Origin of the sequence: Neorhizobium huautlense (assembly GCF_030811685.1) — a bacterium.
GTDB lineage: Bacteria > Pseudomonadota > Alphaproteobacteria > Rhizobiales > Rhizobiaceae > Neorhizobium > Neorhizobium huautlense_A.
In genome coordinates this window covers 1-20546 of the sequence record NZ_JAUSRF010000018.1, presented here as the reverse complement: position 1 = coordinate 20546, position 20546 = coordinate 1, and the positions used below count along the sequence as shown (strand labels likewise).

At 59.7% G+C, this 20546-nt stretch carries 28 protein-coding genes; 12 read left to right on the top strand and 16 right to left on the bottom strand.

What is annotated here, in order from left to right:
- The first annotated feature begins 110 nt into the window (after positions 1-110).
- The 5 genes from rpsK to J2T09_RS21780 all read left to right on the top strand — a co-directional run bounded on the left by rpsK (position 111) and on the right by J2T09_RS21780 (position 3269).
- A complete protein-coding gene (rpsK, locus tag J2T09_RS21800; RefSeq protein WP_112731736.1) occupies positions 111-500 on the top strand; it encodes a 30S ribosomal protein S11 in 390 nt (129 codons plus the stop codon).
- A 177-nt stretch (positions 501-677) separates the two neighbouring features.
- Positions 678-1688 carry a DNA-directed RNA polymerase subunit alpha gene (locus J2T09_RS21795; protein WP_306838443.1) on the top strand — a complete coding sequence of 337 codons (1011 nt, stop codon included), beginning with the start codon at positions 678-680 and terminating at the stop codon, positions 1686-1688.
- A 45-nt stretch (positions 1689-1733) separates the two neighbouring features.
- Positions 1734-2159, top strand: a complete 426-nt coding sequence (gene rplQ, locus J2T09_RS21790) for a 50S ribosomal protein L17 (protein ID WP_153352816.1) — start codon at positions 1734-1736, stop codon at positions 2157-2159.
- Between the two features lie 74 nt (positions 2160-2233).
- Entirely contained in the window at positions 2234-2656 is a 423-nt protein-coding gene (locus J2T09_RS21785) for a ribosomal maturation YjgA family protein (protein ID WP_306838441.1), read from the top strand.
- A gap of 34 nt (positions 2657-2690) precedes the next feature.
- Positions 2691-3269 (top strand): DoxX family protein, encoded by a 579-nt coding sequence (locus J2T09_RS21780; RefSeq protein WP_306838439.1) that lies wholly within the window; start codon positions 2691-2693, stop codon positions 3267-3269.
- A gap of 82 nt (positions 3270-3351) precedes the next feature.
- Here J2T09_RS21780 and J2T09_RS21775 read toward each other — a convergent pair whose 3' ends face one another.
- The 3 genes from J2T09_RS21775 to msrP form a co-directional block, all read right to left on the bottom strand.
- Positions 3352-4227: a DUF817 domain-containing protein gene (locus tag J2T09_RS21775; protein WP_306838437.1), complete on the bottom strand. Its 876-nt coding sequence runs from the start codon at positions 4225-4227 to the stop codon at positions 3352-3354.
- Positions 4228-4293: 66 nt separating this feature from the next.
- A complete protein-coding gene (gene msrQ / locus J2T09_RS21770; RefSeq protein WP_306838435.1) occupies positions 4294-4944 on the bottom strand; it encodes a protein-methionine-sulfoxide reductase heme-binding subunit MsrQ in 651 nt (216 codons plus the stop codon).
- Positions 4944-5885 (bottom strand): protein-methionine-sulfoxide reductase catalytic subunit MsrP, encoded by a 942-nt coding sequence (msrP, locus tag J2T09_RS21765; protein WP_306838433.1) that lies wholly within the window; start codon positions 5883-5885, stop codon positions 4944-4946. The genes msrQ and msrP overlap by 1 nt, the downstream gene beginning before the upstream one ends.
- Before the next feature lie 206 nt (positions 5886-6091).
- On the opposite strand from msrP, the gene J2T09_RS21760 reads away from it, so the two are divergent.
- A complete protein-coding gene (locus J2T09_RS21760) occupies positions 6092-6526 on the top strand; it encodes a DUF4112 domain-containing protein (RefSeq protein ID WP_306838431.1) in 435 nt (144 codons plus the stop codon).
- Here J2T09_RS21760 and J2T09_RS21755 read toward each other — a convergent pair whose 3' ends face one another.
- Both J2T09_RS21755 and J2T09_RS21750 read right to left on the bottom strand, forming a co-directional pair.
- A complete protein-coding gene (locus tag J2T09_RS21755) occupies positions 6527-6721 on the bottom strand; it encodes a type II toxin-antitoxin system HicA family toxin (protein WP_306838429.1) in 195 nt (64 codons plus the stop codon).
- Positions 6722-6724: 3 nt separating this feature from the next.
- Positions 6725-7087, bottom strand: a complete 363-nt coding sequence (locus J2T09_RS21750) for a DUF1902 domain-containing protein (protein ID WP_306838427.1) — start codon at positions 7085-7087, stop codon at positions 6725-6727.
- Positions 7088-7200: 113 nt separating this feature from the next.
- Here J2T09_RS21750 and ilvD point away from each other — a divergent pair, with 113 nt between their 5' ends.
- The 3 genes from ilvD to J2T09_RS21735 all read left to right on the top strand — a co-directional run bounded on the left by ilvD (position 7201) and on the right by J2T09_RS21735 (position 9688).
- Positions 7201-9036: a dihydroxy-acid dehydratase gene (gene ilvD / locus J2T09_RS21745; RefSeq protein WP_306838425.1), complete on the top strand. Its 1836-nt coding sequence runs from the start codon at positions 7201-7203 to the stop codon at positions 9034-9036.
- A 98-nt stretch (positions 9037-9134) separates the two neighbouring features.
- Positions 9135-9359 carry a DUF433 domain-containing protein gene (locus J2T09_RS21740; protein ID WP_306838424.1) on the top strand — a complete coding sequence of 75 codons (225 nt, stop codon included), beginning with the start codon at positions 9135-9137 and terminating at the stop codon, positions 9357-9359.
- Complete coding sequence (locus tag J2T09_RS21735) at positions 9359-9688, top strand: DUF5615 family PIN-like protein (RefSeq protein WP_306838422.1); 330 nt, start codon at positions 9359-9361, stop codon at positions 9686-9688. Before J2T09_RS21740 ends, J2T09_RS21735 begins: the two co-directional genes overlap by 1 nt.
- Positions 9689-9794: 106 nt before the next feature.
- Here J2T09_RS21735 and J2T09_RS21730 read toward each other — a convergent pair whose 3' ends face one another.
- From J2T09_RS21730 to J2T09_RS21715, 4 genes are all read right to left on the bottom strand, one after another.
- Positions 9795-10109 carry a type II toxin-antitoxin system RelE/ParE family toxin gene (locus tag J2T09_RS21730; RefSeq protein ID WP_306838420.1) on the bottom strand — a complete coding sequence of 105 codons (315 nt, stop codon included), beginning with the start codon at positions 10107-10109 and terminating at the stop codon, positions 9795-9797.
- The gene (locus J2T09_RS21725) at positions 10106-10366 is read right to left on the bottom strand and encodes a CopG family ribbon-helix-helix protein (RefSeq protein WP_306838417.1); all 261 of its coding nucleotides are present in this window, start codon (positions 10364-10366) and stop codon (positions 10106-10108) included. Before J2T09_RS21725 ends, J2T09_RS21730 begins: the two co-directional genes overlap by 4 nt.
- A 67-nt stretch (positions 10367-10433) precedes the next feature.
- A complete protein-coding gene (locus J2T09_RS21720; protein WP_306838414.1) occupies positions 10434-10790 on the bottom strand; it encodes a lysozyme inhibitor LprI family protein in 357 nt (118 codons plus the stop codon).
- 33 nt (positions 10791-10823) lie between these two features.
- The gene (locus J2T09_RS21715; protein WP_306838411.1) at positions 10824-11204 is read right to left on the bottom strand and encodes a YkvA family protein; all 381 of its coding nucleotides are present in this window, start codon (positions 11202-11204) and stop codon (positions 10824-10826) included.
- A gap of 149 nt (positions 11205-11353) precedes the next feature.
- Here J2T09_RS21715 and J2T09_RS21710 point away from each other — a divergent pair, with 149 nt between their 5' ends.
- Both J2T09_RS21710 and J2T09_RS21705 read left to right on the top strand, forming a co-directional pair.
- Positions 11354-12757, top strand: a complete 1404-nt coding sequence (locus tag J2T09_RS21710; RefSeq protein WP_306838409.1) for a DegQ family serine endoprotease — start codon at positions 11354-11356, stop codon at positions 12755-12757.
- 9 nt (positions 12758-12766) lie between these two features.
- A complete protein-coding gene (locus tag J2T09_RS21705) occupies positions 12767-14083 on the top strand; it encodes a replication-associated recombination protein A (protein ID WP_306838407.1) in 1317 nt (438 codons plus the stop codon).
- Between the two features lie 4 nt (positions 14084-14087).
- On the opposite strand, the gene J2T09_RS21700 is transcribed toward J2T09_RS21705, so the two are convergent.
- From J2T09_RS21700 to J2T09_RS21685, 4 genes are all read right to left on the bottom strand, one after another.
- Positions 14088-14393, bottom strand: a complete 306-nt coding sequence (locus tag J2T09_RS21700) for a DUF1883 domain-containing protein (protein WP_306838405.1) — start codon at positions 14391-14393, stop codon at positions 14088-14090.
- A gap of 302 nt (positions 14394-14695) precedes the next feature.
- The gene (locus tag J2T09_RS21695; RefSeq protein WP_306838403.1) at positions 14696-15706 is read right to left on the bottom strand and encodes a ketopantoate reductase family protein; all 1011 of its coding nucleotides are present in this window, start codon (positions 15704-15706) and stop codon (positions 14696-14698) included.
- A gap of 187 nt (positions 15707-15893) precedes the next feature.
- Entirely contained in the window at positions 15894-16784 is an 891-nt protein-coding gene (locus J2T09_RS21690) for a hypothetical protein (protein WP_306838401.1), read from the bottom strand.
- A gap of 183 nt (positions 16785-16967) precedes the next feature.
- Positions 16968-18089: an acyltransferase family protein gene (locus J2T09_RS21685; RefSeq protein WP_306838399.1), complete on the bottom strand. Its 1122-nt coding sequence runs from the start codon at positions 18087-18089 to the stop codon at positions 16968-16970.
- Between the two features lie 416 nt (positions 18090-18505).
- Between J2T09_RS21685 and J2T09_RS21680 the strand changes: the two genes are divergently transcribed.
- Complete coding sequence (locus J2T09_RS21680) at positions 18506-19132, top strand: outer membrane protein (RefSeq protein ID WP_306838397.1); 627 nt, start codon at positions 18506-18508, stop codon at positions 19130-19132.
- Between the two features lie 99 nt (positions 19133-19231).
- Here the strand turns inward: J2T09_RS21680 and J2T09_RS21675 are convergent, their stop codons facing one another.
- The 3 genes from J2T09_RS21675 to lepB are packed head-to-tail and all read right to left on the bottom strand — an operon-like array spanning position 19232 to position 20360.
- On the bottom strand, positions 19232-19573 hold the full coding sequence (locus tag J2T09_RS21675) for a helix-turn-helix domain-containing protein (protein WP_306838395.1): 342 nt from the start codon (positions 19571-19573) through the stop codon (positions 19232-19234).
- Entirely contained in the window at positions 19554-19832 is a 279-nt protein-coding gene (locus J2T09_RS21670; RefSeq protein WP_306838392.1) for a BrnT family toxin, read from the bottom strand. The genes J2T09_RS21675 and J2T09_RS21670 overlap by 20 nt, the downstream gene beginning before the upstream one ends.
- A 48-nt stretch (positions 19833-19880) precedes the next feature.
- Positions 19881-20360, bottom strand: coding sequence for a signal peptidase I (gene lepB, locus J2T09_RS21665; RefSeq protein ID WP_306838678.1), 480 nt, complete (start codon positions 20358-20360; stop codon positions 19881-19883).
- Positions 20361-20546: the final 186 nt, after the last annotated feature.

Below are 20546 nucleotides of genomic sequence, written 5' to 3'. Positions count from 1 at the left end.
GGGGAGGCTGGCTGTCGCCGGCCTCTTTGTAGTTTGGTCTGCGTCCTTGCGACGTAGGCCGGTGGAGCCGCTGGAACTACGGCGGTGAAGAGATCGACGAAAGGAAGATCATGGCCAAGGAAGCCACACGCGTTCGCCGTCGCGAACGTAAAAACATCACGTCGGGCGTTGCCCACGTTAACTCGACCTTCAACAACACGATGATCACCATCACCGACGCACAGGGCAATGCTATTGCCTGGTCGTCCGCTGGTGCGAAGGGTTTCAAGGGCTCGCGTAAGTCGACCCCGTTTGCTGCCCAGATCGCTGCTGAAGACTGCGCCAAGAAGGCTCAGGAACACGGCATGAAGTCGCTTGAAGTCGAAGTAACGGGTCCGGGTTCGGGCCGTGAATCGGCTCTGCGCGCCCTCCAGGCTGCCGGGTTCATGATCACTTCCATTCGTGACGTGACGCCGATCCCGCACAACGGTTGCCGTCCGCGCAAGAAGCGCCGCGTCTGATCGCATTTCGGAGCTGCGTGTGGCGCGGCTCCGTTCGAAGAACTCTGGTATCGCCGCCCGGTCTCGTGTTCGAGGTCTGGCGGCTTTGCCTGTATCGCCGACAAGCATCTTGCATCGTCGGTGTTCTCGTGATCGGTTGCCACGATTGGATGGTGGCAGCGTACGGAAGGGAAAACTATGATCCAGAAGAACTGGCAGGAATTGATCAAGCCGAACAAGGTCGATTTCACCTCGTCCGGTCGCACGAAGGTGACGCTCGTCGCCGAGCCGCTTGAGCGCGGTTTCGGTCTGACGCTCGGCAACGCCCTTCGTCGCGTACTCCTGTCGTCTCTGCGCGGTGCTGCTGTTACGGCCGTGCAGATCGACGGCGTTCTGCATGAATTCTCCTCCATCCCCGGCGTTCGGGAAGATGTGACGGATATCGTGCTCAACATCAAAGAAATCGCCATCAAGATGGACGGCGACGATGCCAAGCGCATGGTCGTTCGCAAGCAGGGCCCGGGTGCGGTTACTGCCGGCGACATCCAGACGGTCGGCGATATCGAGATCCTGAACCCTGACCACGTGATCTGCACGCTCGATGACGGCGCCGAGATCCGCATGGAGTTCACGGTCAACAACGGCAAGGGCTACGTTCCTGCCGAGCGCAACCGCGCGGAAGATGCTCCGATCGGCCTTATCCCGGTCGACAGCCTCTACTCGCCGGTCAAGAAAGTATCGTACAAGGTTGAGAACACCCGCGAAGGCCAGGTTCTCGACTACGACAAGCTGACCATGACCATCGAAACCGATGGTTCGGTCACCGGTGAAGATGCCGTTGCATTCGCTGCCCGCATCCTTCAGGACCAGCTGTCGGTCTTCGTCAACTTCGACGAGCCGCAGAAGGAAGCCGAAGAGGAAGCCGTCACCGAGCTGGCATTCAACCCGGCGCTCCTCAAGAAGGTCGACGAACTGGAACTTTCGGTCCGTTCGGCGAACTGCCTGAAGAACGACAACATCGTTTATATCGGCGACCTGATCCAGAAGACCGAAGCAGAAATGCTCCGCACTCCGAACTTTGGTCGCAAGTCGCTCAACGAGATCAAGGAAGTTCTCGCGTCCATGGGCCTCCATCTTGGCATGGAAGTTCCCGCCTGGCCGCCGGAGAACATCGAAGACCTCGCAAAGCGTTACGAAGACCAATACTAACTAATCAGACTGCAGGCGAATGCCTGCAAGTGAAGGAGACATATCATGCGTCACGCAAAAGCCGGTCGCAAGCTTAACCGTACCGCCAGCCACCGTAAGGCAATGTTTGCCAACATGGCTGCTTCGCTCATCACCCATGAGCAGATCGTAACCACCTTGCCGAAGGCGAAGGAAATTCGCCCGATCGTCGAAAAGCTCGTCACGCTCGGCAAGCGCGGCGACCTGCACGCTCGTCGTCAGGCCGTTTCGCAGATCCAGGATCAGGACGCTGTCAAGAAGCTGTTCGACGCCATCGCTTCGCGCTACGCAACCCGCAACGGCGGTTACCTGCGTATCATGAAGGCTGGCTACCGCCAGGGCGACAACGCACCGATGGCCGTCATCGAGTTCGTTGAGCGCGACGTCGACGCAAAGGGCGCAGCCGACAAGGCTCGCGTTGCTGCCGAAGCCGAAGCTGCTGAAGCCGCTTAATCGGTTTTGAACGACCTATCGAAAAGGCCGGGTGGAAACGCCCGGCCTTTTTCGTGTCTTGTGGGAAGGGGATGATGAAGCATTCGCCAAGACTGCGTTATTTTCTGGCGGCTGCACTGGCCGTCATCGCCGGCGCTTCGTTGCGTCTGTTCGGTTACGGAAGCGGCCTTCCGTATTTCCTGGTCAAGTATGGCGGCTCGGTCATATGGGGCGCCATGGTGTTCTTCGCCGTCGCCTTCGTGCTTGGCAAACGTGACATCAGGGTGCCCGTGCTGGCGGCGCTGCTGGTTGCTGCCGCGTCGGAATTTTTCCGCCTCTATCATACGCCGGACCTCGATGCGTTTCGCCTGACGCTTGCCGGCCAACTGTTGCTCGGGCGGATCTTTTCGCTGTGGAACATCCTCGCCTACGCAGTCGGTATCGGGGTGGCCGCCGCGATCGAAATTTGGCTTTCGCGATTGACTGTAATCAAAGTCGGGTCGCGCCGACTTGTTTAAGTTGTCTCCTGTCAACACAGTGCGAGGGATGACAATGACTTACGCTCCGATCTTCGACCGCGAACCTCGAAATTTGTTCATTCCCGCCTTGAGCGGATTTTACGAGCGGATTGCCCAGCCTATGGCCTGGAGCGTATTCCGGCTGGCGATCGGCGGCATGCTTGCGGTCGAGGGATGGGCGAAAATTACTGCACCATTCGCGCAGATCGGTTTCGTCGAAAATATCGGCTTTTATCCCGGCTGGCTGTGGTCACCGCTTCTCGCCGGTGTGCAGTTCTTTGGCGGCATCATGATTGCGCTTGGCCTGTTCACCCGGCCGGCGGCCCTGGCCAATGCGGTCATGCTGGCGATCACGCTTTTCTACCATTTCGCTCACCCTTATGGCGACACCTTCCTGACACAGGCCGGCATCGATGCACTGAAGGCGGGCGGTGATCTTTTTACCCAGCCGGCGGTAGCTCGTCTGGCGGATGGTGGTGCAAAATTCCTGCATCAGGTTCAGGGCAAGGCCGAGCAGGCTTCGCTCTTCTGGGCCGGCGGCGCCTTTCTCTATGCGGCTTTTGGCGGTGGCTACCTGTCGCTCGACCGCCTTCTGTTCAAGAAACAGTTCTAAACCAATTACGCGAGGTTCAGCGGGGAGGCTGGAGGGTCGGACACATCAAGGTCCGGCCCTCAACTGTTTTCGGGGTTCAAGCTCACTCGGGTACGTGGATCTGCCGCTTGATGTGCTTGAGATGCGCGACGATGGTGAAGGTCATGATCACCAGCAGCGACCAGGAACTCCATTTGCCGATATGCACGGCCGACCAGGCTCCGAGCTGATTGGGATAGGTCCAGATGCCGAAGAAGGTGGAGATGTTTTCCGCCAGCCAGATGAAGAAACCGATCAGCACGAAGGCCAGCAGCAGCGGCATCTTGCGGTCGCGGTCGTAAGGCCGGAATGTCACCGTGGCGCGGGCATAGAGGCCAAGCGCGCAGGCGGCGATATACCAGCGATAATCGCCGATGAAATGGTGGGTGAAGAAATTGGCGTAAACGGCAAGCGCGATCACCGTTGCCATCCAGTAGCTGGGGTGGTGGTGAATGCGCAGATCGAACAGGCGCCAGGCCTGAATGATATAGCTGCCGATCGCGGCATACATGAAGCCCGCAAACAGGGGCACGCCGAAAACCTTGGTATAGCCGAATTCGGGATAGGCCCAGGACTGGATGCTACCCGATGTCTTGAACACTTCCAGCGCGAAACCGACGATGTGAAACAGGCCTATCGCCTTGGCTTCGTCCCAGGTTTCCAGCTTGCTCCAGATCATGAAGAACTGGATGGCGAGCGCGATGACCAGAAGCACGTCATAACGCGGCAGGCCGAACATGCCGGCTTTCGGCACCAGAAAGACCGACATCATGAACAGCCCGACAAACAGGCAGGCACGCGCTTCCTTGATGCCGAAATACAGAAACTCGACGATGAAACGGGTAAAACCGCGAAGCTCTCCCCAGGGGCGCAGATCGCAGAGATACACATCGAGAAAGGACAGCCGTCCTGCGCCTGTCGTCGTATCCGTTACCGCCATTTCGTTTTCCCCATTTCGTGGCCGAAATGGAGCCGGCAAGATGGGCAAAGTCAAGGCGGTGAGGTGTCAGCGTGGCGCCGGTTGCGGGCTATCCACGGTCTTGCGCGCGCGTTTCCACCGCAGGAAGGGTTTTCGGATCGGCCGGTATGCGAGAAGAAGGGCAATTGCGGCGATGTGGATGAACGGTTCGGTGGTGATGGACTTGACGGCGAGGAAATAATGCAGCGCTCCGCCAAGTGCGATCGCATAGATCAGGTGGTGCATGTCGATCCACAGCTTGCCGAGCTTGCGGATCGAATAGTTGTTGGACGTCACCGCCAGCGGCACGAGCGCTGCGAGGCAGACCATGCCGATGGTGATATAGGGACGTTTCAGGATATCCGCGAAAACGGAGCCGAAATCCATGCCGAGATCGAGCAGCATCCAGACAGAAAAATGCATCAGCACATAATAGAAGGCGAGCAGGCCAAGCGCGCGTCGATATCGGATCCAGTTGATGCCGAAGAGATCACGCAAGGGGGTGATGGCCAGCGTCAGAATGATGAAACGCAGCGCCCAGAGGCCCAGCAGATGCTCGAACTCCTTGACCGGATTGACGCCCAGCCCGCCGGTCGCGCCGAGATAAAACGACCAGACGGCAGGACAGAGGCCGATGACATAAAGCGCCCAGATGCTGGGACCATGCAGCCGGCGGGGCAGGGCGGGAATGAGAGGCATCAGTAATTCGCCTTGAGGTCCATGCCGGAATAGAGGCTGGCGACCTCGTCGGCATAACCGTTGAAGGGCAGGGTCGGACGACGTGCGGTCTTGAAGAAGCCGCCTTCGCCGATACGCTGTTCGGTCGCCTGGCTCCAGCGCGGATGATCGACCGCCGGATTGACGTTGGAATAGAAGCCGTATTCGCGGGCATTGCTGTTTTTCCAGGTCGTTTCCGGCTGTTTTTCGACAAGCGAAATGCGGACGATCGACTTGATGCTCTTGAACCCGTATTTCCACGGCACGACGAGGCGGATCGGCGCGCCGTTCTGGTTGGGCAGTGTTTCGCCATAAAGGCCGACCGCAAGGATGGTCAGCGGGTGGCGGGCCTCGTCGAGCCGCAGGCCTTCGACATAAGGCCAGGGCAGGGGCTGAAACAAACCCTTCTGGCCCGGCATTTCTTCCGGCCGCACCACGGTTTCGAAGGAAACATATTTGGCGCTGCCCTGCGGCTCGACCTTATCGAGCAATGCGGCCAGCGGAAAGCCGATCCACGGGATCACCATCGACCAGCCCTCGACGCAGCGCATCCGGTAGGTGCGATCCTCGATCGGCATCTTCATCAGTTCTTCGAGGCCAAACTCTTTTGGTTTGCCCACCAGCCCATCGACCTTCACCGTCCAGGGGGTAGGCTTGAAATCCCCGGAATTGCTGGATGGATCGCTCTTGTCCGTGCCGAACTCATAAAAGTTATTGTAGGAGGTGACCGCGTCTTTCGGCGTCAGCTTTTCATCCAGCGTGTAGGGGCCGGGCTTGGCCTGCAGCGGCGCGGCAAAGGCGCTGCCCGCGCCGGCCAGCGCAAAACCGGCTGCGGCAGTGCCAATGAAACTACGACGCGACATGTAGATGTTGCGCGGGGTGATGTCGGATGCTGCGATATGCGGTGGGCGATAGACGGCCATGGTTGAACCTCCGGCGGGAGACTGGTTTTCATCAATATACGTAGCTCCGGCCCATTTGGTTTCACAGCACCCCGCAGACGATAATGAACCACGTTTGCGTGATGTATGGGATGTCATCAATCGTACGGGCGGCGGCTGCGGCCTTGCAGGGAACCACGGCAATCCCCATTCATTTATCGAGCAATGATTTGCTGGAGGCGAAAAACATGCCCGCACGCACCTGGAATGGCAATTGGAATGCTTCCGGCCCTGATGCCGGACCGGGTGTCTCCGATAGCGCCGAGCGGCTGCGTCGTTTGCGGCGCCTTTCAGGTATCGCCCGCCTGATGGATACGGCCATTCGCGTGCCGGGCACCGGCATCCGTTTTGGCGCTGATTCCATCATGGGTCTGGTGCCGGTGATCGGTGATGCCGGCGGAGCGCTGATCGGGCTCTACATCGTCAACGAGGCCCGCCGCATGGGTGTGCCCGCGGACAAGCTGGCTCAAATGGTCGGCAATATCGCGGTGGATTCCGTAGTCGGCAGCGTGCCGGTCTTCGGCGATCTGTTCGACGTCTATTTCAAATCGCATCGCCGTAATGTCGATATGATCATGCAGCATTTTGGCGTGGTGCCGGATGACCTGCGGCGGGGGCGTTGATCAGAAGGCTTTCGGTAACCCAGCCTGTTTGAGAGTGGCATTGGCCGTGTGCCGCGACGTCACGCCATGATCGACGGTGAAATATCGCTTGGTGATCGGGCTGTACCAGATTTCGTGGTCGCCCTTGCCCGGCCGGTGATAGTGACATCCCGCCTTTTCAAGCAATTCCTTCAATTGCCTGAGATAACCTGCCATGGCTCACGCTGCGTGAGGATTGGCAATACGGGATGTCTGTTCAGCAAGAATACGGACTGGGATCTCGTGAAGGGAGGACTGGGGGCCGTTCAGTTCGATCAAATCTGACAGAGCAGCCTTCACCTTCGGCTCAAGCGCTTCCATCGTTGCGGCTTCCACCACCAGTCCGTCGATATCGTCGCTGGTCGCAACCCATACGGATGCTTCTTCATCCCAGACAGCGTGAACGACGATTGCATCAAGCGATGCCATGGCTTTCTCCCTGATCTCTTCGCGAATGATACCCGACCAATCGGGCGCAGGCAATTTGCAGATATTGGCGCGGTTTTGCGCGAACCGTACCGTACCGTACTGTTTTGCCGCCATCTGGCAGTGACACTTGTGCTCGGCTGGAGTAGGACATTTTCAAAAATAGGCTTTTTGCGTCTCCGCAGAGGAGCGGATAGACTGCCAGGCCTTGACCGAGTGAGGATATACCCATGCCAGCCTATCGTTCCAGAACCACCACCCACGGCCGCAACATGGCGGGTGCGCGCGGCCTTTGGCGCGCCACCGGCATGAAGGATAGCGATTTCGGCAAGCCGATCATCGCCGTCGTCAACTCCTTCACGCAGTTCGTGCCTGGCCACGTCCACCTGAAGGATCTCGGTCAGCTGGTTGCCCGCGAAATCGAGGCTGCCGGTGGTGTTGCCAAGGAATTCAACACGATCGCCGTGGATGACGGTATCGCCATGGGCCATGACGGCATGCTTTATTCGCTGCCCTCGCGCGAAATCATCGCCGACTCGGTCGAATACATGGTCAACGCGCACTGCGCCGATGCCATGGTCTGCATTTCCAACTGCGACAAGATCACGCCCGGCATGCTGAATGCCGCCATGCGCCTCAACATCCCGGCCGTGTTCGTCTCCGGCGGTCCGATGGAAGCCGGCAAGGTCGTGCTGCACGGCAAGACCGTTGCCCTCGACCTCGTCGATGCCATGGTCGCGGCTGCCGACGACAAGATTTCCGACGAGGACGTCGCCACCATCGAACGGTCTGCCTGCCCGACCTGCGGCTCGTGCTCGGGCATGTTCACCGCCAATTCGATGAACTGTCTGACCGAGGCACTGGGCCTGTCCTTGCCCGGAAACGGCTCGACGCTCGCCACCCATTCGGACCGCAAGCGCCTGTTCGTCGAGGCCGGCCACCTGATCGTCGATCTCGCCCGCCGTTATTACGAGCAGGAGGACGAAACCGTCCTGCCGCGCAATATCGCCACCAAGCAAGCGTTTGAAAACGCCATGTCGCTCGATATTGCCATGGGTGGATCGACCAATACGGTTCTGCACATTCTGGCGGCCGCCTATGAAGGCGGCATCGATTTCGGCATGGAAGAGATCGACAGGCTGTCGCGCAAGGTGCCGTGCCTTTCAAAGGTGGCACCGGCCAAGCAGGACGTTCACATGGAAGACGTTCACCGTGCCGGCGGCATCATGCGTATCTTGGGAGAACTCGACCGTGGTGGCCTGATCAATCGCGATTGCTACACGGTTCACGAACCGACGCTCGGCGATGCCATCGACCGCTGGGATATCACCCGTACCAATTCCGAAACTGTGCGTACCTTCTTCAAGGCGGCCCCCGGTGGCGTGCCCACACAGGTCGCCTTCTCGCAATCCTCGCGTTGGGATGATCTCGATGCCGATGGCGAAAAGGGCGTTATCCGCTCGGTAGAACACCCGTTCTCCAAGGATGGCGGTCTGGCCGTACTGTACGGCAATATCGCGCTCGACGGCTGCATCGTCAAAACCGCTGGCGTTGATGAATCCATCCTGAAATTCACCGGCCCTGCCGTGGTCTTCGAAAGCCAGGACGCGGCCGTCAAGGGGATTCTGAGCAACGAAGTTGTTGCCGGCGATGTCGTCGTTATCCGCTACGAAGGGCCGAAGGGCGGTCCCGGCATGCAGGAAATGCTCTATCCGACCAGCTATCTGAAGTCGAAGGGTCTTGGTAAGGCCTGCGCTCTCATCACCGACGGTCGTTTCTCCGGTGGCACGTCCGGCCTGTCGATCGGCCATGCCTCGCCGGAAGCGGCGCAGGGCGGTGCCATCGGCCTCGTTCAGCCGGGCGATCTGATCGAGATCGATATCCCCAACCGCACGATCAACCTCAAGGTTTCGGACGCCGATCTGGCCGCCCGCCGCCATGAGCAGGAGACGCTCGGCTGGAAGCCGGCAGCACCCCGCAAGCGCAATGTCACGACGGCGCTGAAGGCCTATGCGGCCTTTGCCTCATCGGCCGACAAGGGCGCGGTGCGGATCCTGCCGGAATAATTTTTGCCGATACGGCACGGAAACAACAAAGCCCCGTCAGGTTTCACCGGCGGGGCTTTGTGTTATGGTTTGAACGGCAAACAACGGAGGGCGCGTAAATGTCCGAACTTCATCGCATCACGTTCGATCCGCAGGTCTGTGCGGGCCGCCCCACCATTCGTGGTCTGCGTATTCGCGTGAAGGACGTTCTCGAACTGCTTGCCGCCGGTGCGAGCCATGACGAGATTCTGGAGGATTATCCGCTGCTTGAGGCTGCGGATATTCGTGCAGTGCTGGAATATGCGGCACGGCAGAGCGACCATACCGTGTTGCGCGTTGCCTGATGCGCTTTCTTGTCGACGCTCAGCTCCCGCCAGCTCTTGCCCGGTGGATTGTTGAGCAAGGGCATGAGGCCCGGCATGTCGCGGATTGTGATCTGCAGTCTGCATCAGATCGGCAGATATGGGATTACGCGGTTCAAAACGCTGCCGCCATCATCACCAAGGATGAAGATTTCGCGCAACGTCGGGCTCTGACGGAAATGGGGCCGGTTGTCGTATGGATCCGGCTGCCCAATGCGCGGCGCAAGGAACTGCTGGCCTGGTTCGAAAAAGCGATGCCGGCGATACTGACGGCGCTGGAAAATGACGACACGCTTATCGAGGTAACGTAGTCAACGAGGGCGCGCTGCGGTTTTTGCCGATACGGCACGGAAACAGCAAAGCCCCGTCAGGTTTCACCGGCGGGGCTTTGTGTTGTCATCCTGCACAATGTACCGGTCATGCGAATGGCGGCCATTTTCCTCGACGCCAGTCACGCGCCGTATGGATCAGGCGCAGGATGGTGATGACAGTACGGGTCTCATCTGCGGAGACCGCATAGGCCATGATATAGGGAAGTCCGGGAACAGTTTTTTCAAGCGTTCCGTCTACCCGGCCGGGTCGCCCCGTCGATCGCAGCAGAAGTTTTCGGGCGCAATCGTCCATTCGTTCGGCGACCTTGGCCGCCGCCTGTGGATTGTGTTCGGCGATATAGGCGATCTGCTTCTTGAAATCCTCCAGCGCGTCCCGCGACCATTGGAGGCTGGCGTTCACGTGCGTTTTGCCTGCGCAGCGGTGATCAGATCGGTAATCTCTGCCATCGCCGCATCGTGCGGCACCACCCTGCCAGCCTTCAGGTCGGACAATCCGATTTCGATCTCGTGGACGATATCCAATTCATGCTCGACATAGGCGGCGATGGCATCGCCCGCCAGGCGGCTCGATGTTTCCTCGGAAATCCCCGCCAGCCGATCAAGGCCAGTCTTGGTTTCCTCGCTGATCTCTATGGTCAATCTGGTGACGGCAGCCATGGCAGCACTCTTATCGCGAATTGCTTGAGCGTAGCATCGATAGCCCGGAAAAACCATGCATTCCCGCTCACAACGGCCGGTCGATCTTCTCAAACGTCTCGCTGAGCTGTTTCAGCCGCTCCACATAAGCCGTTCGAATGCATTCGACATCGCCGCTACAGGCCTGCCGGCGTTTCAGCCACGTGGCCTGATCCTCCTGCATTTCTCCGCGCGTGCCCATGGCCAGAAGCCCGGTGAGGATTTCGAATGTCGTGACCATCTTCACGTCGGCATCGTTGAGATCGCGGTTTTCGCAGATCACCTTTTCGTCCGCTGCCAGTTTCTCTCCATTGCAGTCGAAACTGGCAGCCGAAGCGGTGAGGGCGGGCAGGGTCAGGCCGAGCAGCAGTGTGGAAATTGTGGTGAGCGCGATGGTCTTTTTCATTCCGGTTTCCTTTGCTGCCCATTTTGCGGGCCTTCAGAGCAGGTCTGAAAGTACCCAGACGACAAAGATGAGGCACAAAAGCCAGATGGCAAGGATGGCGATCAGGCCGGTGCGGCTGGTCGGCCGTCCTTCGCGTAAGGCTGCCTGTTCGCGGAACTCGGCCATGAGCGCTGGTGGCACGAGCTTGACCGCAGCCAGGATGCCGACGGGCACAAGGATAAGATCATCGAGATAACCGAGGACAGGAATGAAATCGGGGATCAGATCGACCGGCGACAGCGCATAGGCCGCAACCGCACCCGCCACCAGTTTTGCCGCCAGCGGAACACGTGGATCTCGTGCGGCGATCCAAAGCGCCACGATCTCCCGCTTCAGCCGTTTTGCCCATATTTTTGTGCGCTCCAGAAAGTTCATGGTTTCCGTCCGTTCATGTCCTATATGTGATCGCGAACACTGGTGATTTCACAGATCCCGTCCGTGATTCGGCCACCTTTGTTTTCCAGCCTCGGCGTCGAAAATCGATCCCGGCCGGAGTGGCCGGACCTTCTGAATTGAGGAAATACATGCTGACCATGCAAAAATGCGTGTCGACCGGCCTTCTGGCTCTCTCTCTTCTTTTGCCGGTAGCGGCGCAGGCGCAGGAGAAAACCCTGCCGCAAAGCCGCGAGCAGATGCAGCTCTCCTTCGCGCCGCTGGTCAAGCGCACGTCGGGCGCGGTTGTCAACGTGTATGCAGAACGCCTTGCCCAGCGTCGCAACCCGTTCGCCGGCGACCCCTTCTTCGAGCAGTTTTTCGGGCAGCGCATGCCGAACCGTTCGGAAAAGCAGTCTTCGCTCGGCTCCGGGGTCATTCTGTCCGACAAGGGGCTGGTGGTCACCAACAATCACGTCATCCAGGGCGCCGACGACATCAAGATCGCGCTGGCCGATGGCCGCGAATTCCCCTGCGAGGTGATCCTCAAGGACGAGAGCATGGATCTCGCCGTGCTGCGCATCAAGGCCAAGGAAAGCTTTCCGGTTCTGAAGATCGCCGATTCCGATGCGGTCGAGGTCGGTGATCTCGTGCTCGCTATCGGCAACCCGTTCGGTGTCGGCCAGACGGTGACCAGCGGTATCGTGTCCGGTCTTGCCCGTAATCAGGTCACCAATGGCGATTTCGGCTTTTTCATCCAGACCGATGCGTCGATCAATCCCGGCAATTCCGGTGGCGCGCTGATGAACACCAATGGTGAACTGATCGGCATCAACACGGCGATCTTTTCGCGTGGCGGTGGTTCGAACGGCGTCGGTTTTGCCATTCCCGGCAATCTCGTGAACGTGTTCCTGAAGGCTGCCGAAGACGGCAAGTCCACGTTTGAACGGCCTTATGTCGGCGCAACCTTCATGCCTGTCACCTCCGAGGTTGCCGAAGCGCTTGGCCTGAAAATGGCACGTGGCGCACTGGTCACGGCCGTTGTCGACGGTGGCCCGGCCGACAAGGGTGGCCTGAAGCCCGGTGAAGTCATCACCGCCGTGAATGGCATCGCCATCGAGCATCCCGACGCGCTGGGTTACCGCCTCACCACGGCCGGCCTCGGAAAAACCACCGAACTGACGATTGCGCAGTCGAGCGGCGAACGCAAACTGACAATCATGCTCAACACCGCGCCGGAGACTACGCCGCGCGACGAACGCCTGATCGAGGGCCGCAACCCGTTTGCCGGCCTGCGCGTCGCCAACCTGTCGCCGAAGCTGGCAACCGAACTGCAGCTGACCGCCGACAAGACCGGCGTCGTCGTTACCGACATTGCCCGCAACTCGCCGGCCGCCCGCGTCGGTTTCCAGCCGAAGGACATCATCATTTCGCTGAACGGTGATCCGGTGAAGTCAGCCAAGGAACTCGAAGATATCCTCAAGGACAGCGATCCGGGTTTCTGGCGTCTGGAAGTCGAACGTGACGGCCAGCGTATCCGCCAGTTCTTCCGCTGATGTGAGACGATGGGCAACGATCTTTTCGCACCGACAATTCCGGATGAGGTCGCCAACCGGCGGCCTCTAGCCGATCGGCTGCGACCAAAGACCATTGCCGACGTGACCGGGCAGGCGCATCTGACCGGCGAAGACGGCGTGCTTCGCCGCATGATCGACAGTGGTTCGCTCGGTTCGATGATCTTCTGGGGGCCTCCCGGCACCGGCAAGACCACCGTCGCCCGGCTCCTCTCTGGTGAAGCGGGGCTGGCCTTCGAGCAGATTTCGGCGATCTTTTCCGGTGTCGCCGATCTCAAGAAGGTTTTCGAGGCGGCACGGCTGCGCCGCATCAATGGTCGCCAGACGCTGCTCTTCGTCGACGAAATCCATCGCTTCAATCGTGCCCAGCAGGACAGTTTTCTGCCGGTCATGGAAGACGGCACGATCGTGCTGGTCGGTGCCACCACCGAAAACCCGTCCTTCGAACTCAACGCCGCTCTGTTGTCGCGTGCCCGGGTGCTCACTTTCAGGAGCCACGACGAGGACAGTCTCACCGAACTGCTGACGCGTGCGGAAACGGCGGAAGGCAAGCCGCTGCCGCTGGACGAGAATGCCCGCGCCTCGCTGGTGCGCATGGCCGATGGCGATGGCCGGGCCGTGCTGACGCTGGCCGAAGAGGTTTGGCGCGCAGCAAGGGAAGGCGAGGTTTTCGACACGGAAAACCTGACCCGTATCGTGCAGCGCCGCGCGCCGGTTTATGACAAGGCGCAGGACGGGCATTACAACCTGATCTCGGCGCTGCATAAATCAGTGCGCGGATCGGACCCCGATGCGGCGCTCTATTATCTCGCCCGCATGTTCGATGCCGGTGAAGATCCGCTCTATCTCGGGCGTAGGCTGGTGCGCATGGCGGTGGAGGATATCGGGCTTGCCGATCCGCAGGCCCTTGTCGTGTGTAACGCCGCCAAGGATGCCTATGATTATCTCGGCTCGCCCGAGGGGGAACTGGCGCTGGCGCAGGCCTGCGTCTATCTCGCCACCGCGCCGAAATCCAATGCCGTTTATACCGCCTTCAAGGCGGCGATGACGGTGGCCAAGCAGAATGGGTCCCTGCTGCCGCCGAAACATATTCTGAATGCGCCGACCAAGCTGATGAAGGCCGAAGGCTATAACGACGGTTATCGTTACGACCACGACGAGCCGGATGCGTTTTCGGGGCAGGACTATTTTCCCGAAAAAATGGGACGACAGACTTTTTACGAGCCCGTTGAGCGCGGTTTCGAGCGGGATATCCGCAAGCGGCTGGACTGGTGGCAAAAATTGCGGCGCGAGCGCAACGAAGACTGAGCGATTAAGGCGCCTTGACCTGACGTCCGGGCGGCGTGACGACCTTGACCGAGGAACCTGCCAGACCGCCGTGGCCTTCCTCATCCACGATCAGAAACCAGTGGCCATTCTCCGGGATGATGATGCGTGTCGGCGACTTTTTGGCGGTGCCGCCGACATATTTGTAATCGAGCTTTTCCCTGAAACGCTGGAAATTCACGGCCGTCATCAGGCGCACATTGTTGACCGCGTTGAGCGTCACATCGATGATCGTGCCGGCCCGTTGTTCGCGTAGATCGTAATGGGTGAAGCGAAAATTCTGGGTCGACATAAAGGCCTCTGTTCCGTGCTTGGCTGAGAAATGTATCATTCTGCCCGTTAAGGAAGCGTGGAACCAAGTGGCGATTTGTGGGTTATCTACACATCGAACACATCAGATGCCGCGACATTCCTCCCCTCGGTGTCGCACCATAACAAAAAACATTTTTGACCTCCAAGTCGCCTGACCCTCCGCCGTTCCCCTGCCGCGGAGGGTTTTTCTTGTTGCCGTGTTTTTATCTCGACATCAGCGTCTTGCGCCGGTTTTCTGATTCAATCTCGCAAGGACCTGAATCTGTTTCTCGGATCGATCTCTCAGGCGGTGATACCCCGGTTCTGCCTGTCGAGTTCGCCGACCAGAGCCAGAATGGTTTCGAGCGCCGGCACTGGCGTCTCTGTCATCTGGCCGAGATGCACCACCATGCCGACCAAGGGCACATATTCGAGCGGTTTCTGCGCGAGAAAATCCTGCAGCATGGATGTCGGGTGCGGGCCGATCTTCATGGCTTCCATCAGACGTTCCTCGACCGTTTGCGGCGGCGGGCTGCCGAGCGCAGAGGCGACGGCATAGACTTCCCGCATGACCCGGCTTTTCAACGACAAAAGAGCAGGGTCGGTGACGATGCGGTCGGAAAGGGCACGGGTCAGCGCGCTGATCGGGTTGAACGAGGCATTGCCCATCAGCTTGCTCCAGATTTCTCCCCGGATGTCGGGAGTCTGGATGATTTTGACATTGGCCTGTGTCAGCAGATCGGCAATGGAGGTGAGATCCGCCGACATTTCGCCCGAGGGTTCGCCGAGGATGAAACGGCCACGCGCGGGCAACTGGATGACACCGGGTTCCACCACTTCGGCACCCTGATAGGCAACGCAGCCGATGACACGCTGAGGTCCGATCGCATTCCAGAGGCGATCGCCGGGATCGAGTTCGCTCAGGCGATGATCGTCATGGCCGCTCTTTTCATCGCGATGAAAGTACCACCACGGAATACCGTTCAGGACCATGACAACGCGCGTGTCATCCTTGACGAGATGGGCAAGGCCATCAGCCGCCGCCGGCACCTGATGACCCTTGAGGCCGGTGATAACGAGATCCTGCTTTGGCAGCGTCGTCGGGTCGTCGGTGGCATTGACGGGGACGATGGTCGGTTTTTCCTCGCCCGCGACCCGCACTTCCAGACCGTTCTCCCGGATCTTCTCAAGGTGCGCGCCGCGCGCGATGACCGAGACCGTAACCTTCTCGCCGAGCCCTTCCACAAGTCGTGCCGCCAGAGTGCCGCCAAGTGCCCCGGCACCGTAGATGCAGATGTTCTTCAACTCGGTCATGCCTTCATCGCTCCTTCGTTTCTGTCAAAAGGCAGATTAGGTGATGGAAACGATTCTACGAGCAAAACCACACTCCGATCCGCATTTTGTTTGGCATCATAAACCGGCTTCGACTGGCGCGGACGCGCTGCAATGAAAAAAGCCCCGCATCACTGCGAGGCTTTTCCCGGGTCCTGTCCGATGGCGCTCAAAGGCGGGCGGCGATCAGGTCTTCTTCCTCGTCGCGCTGGCGTCCGCCAAGGGCGGCGGCAGCGCAGGAGATGAAGGCGCCGACCAGCAGCGAAATGGCACCGACGAGCGCTGTCGTTGCGGCAGCCTTGCGGGCCTTGTCGGTTGCTTCCTGAGCGGCGACCTTGGCGGCTTCGATCCGCGCAAGGACCGCATCGACACGGCCGCGTGCCTGTTCGGCTTCAAGGCCGGTTCGGGCCGAGACGATGGCGGCGAGATAGGCCTTGTCATCTTCCGGCACGCCGCCGGCAACGGCACCGTTGACGAGAATGCGGGAAACTTCCGCCGTTGCTGCCGTGTCATCGCCCTGCGCATTGGCCGAGACCCGTTCCGGACGCAGCAGGGCGTCCGTGAAATAGGCGGTGGCGGCTGACGTATCGGTCGTGCCGTCGGATGTCGAAGCTGCGGCAACAGTCGCCGTGGACGCGGCTGCGCCGACAGCCTGCGCGCCGGCGCCGGCAAGCGATGTCAGCGACGAAGCCAGAAAACCGGCGACGAAGAGGGTGGCGACCGCCCAGGAAACGAAGCCATGCGCGGTATCGCGAAAAAACACTTCGTCTGTGTGGATGGCGGCCCATTTGGTGCGCAGGCGGCCGGTCAGATAGCCGCCGAGCGCCGATGAGAGCCACTGCACGACAACGAGCCAGATGGCGGCGGTAATGCCGACCGTTGCCGCCGAACTGCTTTCCCCCGACCACGGCGACACCATGGTGAGGCCAAGGCCCGAACCCAACATGATGAGAATGAGGCTGACGCCGGTGGCGGCCACCGCGCCGCCGATGATGGGGCCCCAGGCGATGGCGGATTTCGAGGACTCGACCGGGGTGAGGGTGCTTGAGGTGAGGGGCATGGCACCCACCTCAGCGCAGGAAGAGAACGAGAAGGATGACGATCGGCAGAGGAATGCCCAGAAGCCAGAGAAGAATACCGCGTCCCATAATGAACCTCCTAGAATGATCACGATCTGTTGTGCCGTGTGGCCGTTCAACACGCGGTGCTCGGATTGGTTCCGGTAGCACCAACATCTGTACGGTCATGGCCCTCCGGGATTGTCGGTAAGGGGGCGAGTGTCCTTTCGGGCGTGTTTGAAACGGCGCTGCAATGGTTCGTCGAAGGCGACCGTCAGCCACCATGACAGGAGGACGCAAAGTCCGATGAAACCGATGCCGGCAAGTGGCGCATAAGGCAGGTCAGCGATGCTGTTGCCGGTCCATGTCGCCCAACCGAGCACGGCCCAGTCGATGAAGGGCGAATGCAGCACGTAAAGCCCGTATGAGGCGGTGCCGAGAAAGGTGGAGACGGCGCTAGTGCGCCGGTCGGGCAGGATTCCGCTTGCCGCATAAAGCAGGGCTGGCCAAACGAACAGGACAACGATCAGGTCAAAGATCCATTTTGCGTCCTTGGGCGTCGGGGCAGCCAGCACGGCGGCGGTGATGGCGAGGCAGGCGAGTGCTGCGATAGGCTGCGGTGTCTGCGTCTTGCGGCGGTAGCGATAGATCAGCACGCCGGCGGAAAACGAGAAGAACACGCGGGCAAGGCCGGCATACATTTCGTGCCAGCGGAAACCGGCATGCAGGCGTTCGAACTGAAGTGCGGCAATGACCAGTATCGCCGCGCTGATGGCGATGACGACCGCGATATGACGGCTGCGCATGCGCACGCCGCGAAGCGCATATGCGAAATTGGCGACCAGTTCATCGAACAGCGACCATGCCGGATGGACAAGAAACAGCGCCGCATTGAACGAGATGGTGAAGGGCGTGGGCAGAAACAGAAGCCCGGTCGCGACACCGGCGGCAAGCTCGCCTGCCGTGACCACTTCATCAGCCATCACCGGCAGGCCGGATTGGTACATGCGCAGGTAATAACCAACGGTGAGCGCCAGCGCGACGAGATAGAGCGGATAGAGCCGCAGCAGCCGTGCCTTCATGAAGGCAAGCGCCGACATGCGGCCGGAGGCGAGGGCCGCGCCATAGGCATGGGCCAGCACGAAGCCGCTCAAGGCAAAGAACAGGTCGACGCCGAGATAACTGGAGGGCAGGGCATCACCCAGCATCGGTTCGGCATGGCGCTGCACGATGAAGACGGCTGCAACGCCCCGCAATCCATCGAGCAGGACAAAACGTTCGCGGGGTCTGGACTGCGTTTCGCTCATGGTGTTCCGAATTCATTTGCTGTGATGCCCTCAAGATAGCGGAGGGCAGCGGCGTAACCAGACGGTTTTATGCACTGCGATGATGGGGCGGGTTTCCGTCGTCCCGATCACGAAAAAAAGATCAGAAATTTCGGTGTAAAAACGAACATTTGTCGGTTTTTCCGCAAGCGCTTGATTCCGTTTCCTTGTCCCTTGTGTCGAGCACCGAAAAGGCGGGCTTTTGCGGCCATGGTAAGCAGTTGGTGAGCGGTCGCGGTTAATCGACTGTTTATGTTTTCGTGAAAATGAAAGGCATACCGGTGCAAAAGTGCCAACACGGTCAGGGGACCGGGCTGGACCGATTGGATACTTTTGTGGCGCAAGCCGATGTATCGCCCGCGCATTCACCATCTGCGGGCTGTGTATGGAGTAAAATCATGTTCAAGAAGTCGCTCGTATTGGCGCTTGGCGCCGCTTTCGTCTCCGGTCCGGTTTTTGCAGCCGACCTCACCAATGCTTACGAAGCCCCGTCCTATAACGAGCCGGTCGAACAGTCGTCTGGCTGGACCGGTGGTTACGTCGGTCTCCATGCCGGAACGGCTTCGCGCCACGGCAACCCGTTCTCCGGCAACCGCGAATTCATGGGCGGCGTTCAGGGCGGCTACAACATGGAAACCAATGGTTTCGTGGTTGGTGGCGAACTGGAACTGTCGCATATGGGCGATGCCCGCGTCCGCGTTCCGGGCGGTGAGCTGGAAGAGCGTTACCGTCTGGCAGCCAAGGCCAAGGCCGGTATGCCGCTCGGCGACACGCTGGTTTACGGCACGGCAGGTGGCACGATGACCAGCATGCGCGATGCTTCCGCACAGGGCCCGGATGGCTGGAAGCCCGGCTGGCTGGTCGGTGCCGGCGTCGAGCACAAATTCAACCAGCAGATCTCCGGCAAGGTAGAATATAACTATGCTCGTACCGGTGACGTGCGTAGCGTGATCCCTGGCGTCGGTGCCGCTGAAACCGATGTGAGCGATCACACCATCAAGGCCGGCGTGAACTACCACTTCTAAGATTTTATCTTGGGTCCGATTGCGGCAGCGCCGCGTGCCTGAAAAAGGTGCGCGGCGCTGTTTTTGTTCGAGGCGTCAGGGTGGCGCGTGAACAACAGGTTACGCCACACCCTTTGCCAATGCCGCTGCCGTGCGTTCAGGATCGACGGCTATAACCTTGAGATAGGCGCGAGCCGGCTGATCGGGTTCGCTACGGGCCTGTTCCCAATCACGCAACGTGCCGAGCGGGATGCCGTAGCGGGCAGAGAATTCTTCCTGTGTCAGTTGCAGAGCCCGCCGAATGACTTTTACCTGCGGCATGCGCGCTGATGCCCGCACCTGCTCACGGCTCTTCGGCGGATTGTCAGGGTCTCCACGCGCATTGGCAAAGGCGTCCTCGTCACTCATGGCGTCGACACGTGACCAGTCGGCCTGCTGTTCCTTACCATTTTGCATCATCATACTCCTGACGCTCGCCGGCTGTTGATTTTCGTGCCGAGATGAGACGGATAACATCGCCGCGTTCGGTATAGATAACCGTCAGAAAACGACCGTTTCCAAGTCCGATGATCCGTCGCCGGATTTCACCGTAATCCATGGAACGCTCCTCGATATCGAGGGCGAATGGATCGAGGAACACGGCTGAGGCAGCTTGGAAGCTGACACCGTGTTTTGTAAGATTGGCTTCGGCCTTACGTTCATCCCACTCAAAATGTATCATGACGACCTACTGGTTTCCAGTATGCGAGACATTCCACTGCGTCCGGCCTCATGGATTGAGCGATATCCAGCTGCGCTCTTTCTGACTGGCATTAAAGACCACGACGCCGGCCCGCGCGACCACATTGTCTTGTGGAACGAAGCCGACGTCGAAACGGCTGTCGAGGCTGTTATCGCGGTTGTCGCCGAGCATGAAATAATGGCCGGGCGGAACCACGAACTCCTCCGTATCATCGCCGCGTGAGCCCTGCATGGTATCCGCGACCAGATATGAGCGGCCGGAGGGAAGTGTTTCGCGGAACAAGGGGACGGTCTGCGGCTCGTATGTCCGGTCGGTCCATTCGCCCTCCGGCTGATGCGGCACGGCCTCGCCATTCAGATAGAGGAGGCCGGCACGCATCTGTACCCGGTCGCCCGGCATGCCGATGAGGCGTTTGATATAGGTGACCGACGGCTCGTGGGGCAAACGGAACAGAACGATATCACCCTGCTGTGGTGGGCGGGCAAACCAGCGCTGCGACGGCCCGATGCCGAAGGGAAACGAATAGCGGCTGTAGCCGTCAGACTGCTGACAAACCCCGTCATTTTTTGGCGGGGTTTTGTTTTATGCGAACCACCGAGTTTGCCGGCCGCGTTCGAATGAGGCAATGAAGATCCTTCTGCCTCATGCCATGGCTGGCTGAGTGGCCCTTGTGAGGGCGATTGCGATCTTCTT